Source organism: Dellaglioa sp. CoH-55-MRSF-6 (assembly GCF_056782215.1).
This window is the reverse complement of sequence record NZ_JBXAYJ010000062.1, coordinates 1-252: the sequence shown is the minus strand read 5'-3', so window position 1 is coordinate 252 and position 252 is coordinate 1. Positions and strand designations below refer to the sequence as shown.

Below are 252 nucleotides of genomic sequence, written 5' to 3'. Positions count from 1 at the left end.
ACATGATCCTTGTCGCTCGTGTTGACGACGCCGTTCGGTACGACCAGCTCATGCGCGCGTTCCAGCTCGCGGCGCAGCGCCGCGCGAAACGCCGGCGTGCCGGGCTGCGCGGCTTTCAGCGCGCGGCCGACCGCGTCGGCGAGGCGCGGGTACACGCCCGCCGCATCGCCCGCGAACTGCGTGACAGTGCCGGCGCCGTACTTCGCCTCGTACGCATCGACGAACGCGAGCGCGGCCTGGCGGGCCGGATGG

The 252-nt window shown here is 73.0% G+C and carries 1 protein-coding gene; it reads right to left on the bottom strand.

All coding sequences use genetic code 11. The features are described 5' to 3' along the window. Window positions 1–252, bottom strand: a 252-nt coding sequence (locus AC1RPK_RS07790; RefSeq protein ID WP_481769362.1) for a hypothetical protein, incomplete at both ends; no start/stop codon positions are given.